General features: G+C 63.3%; 1 protein-coding gene. It reads left to right on the forward strand.

The features are described from left to right. Window positions 1-58 precede the first annotated feature (58 nt). Window positions 59-267 (forward strand): CrcB family protein (locus tag WDW90_RS39680; RefSeq protein ID WP_336493066.1); only part of this gene is annotated, 209 nt, incomplete at its 3' end.

Consider the following 267-nt stretch of genomic DNA (forward strand, 5'->3'; position numbering starts at 1 on the left):
GCGACGATCAGGCGCTCGCGAAATGGAGTAGCGCCCCCGGCAAAAGCGGGAGTCCGTCTTGAGCTGGCTGGCGATCGGTTTCGGTGCCGCGCTGGGCGCGTGGTTGCGCTGGGGATTCGGGCTGTGGCTCAACACGTTGCACAGCCATTTTCCTATCGGAACAGTGGCCGCTAACCTGGTCGGTGGTTATCTGATCGGCATCGCGGTTGCCTTCTTCGGTAGCCATTCCGGCCTGTCGCCGGAGTGGCGCCTGTTCGTAATCACCGG

This window comes from Methylobacterium nigriterrae (assembly GCF_037106235.1).
Taxonomy (GTDB): Bacteria; Pseudomonadota; Alphaproteobacteria; order Rhizobiales; family Beijerinckiaceae; genus Methylobacterium; species Methylobacterium nigriterrae.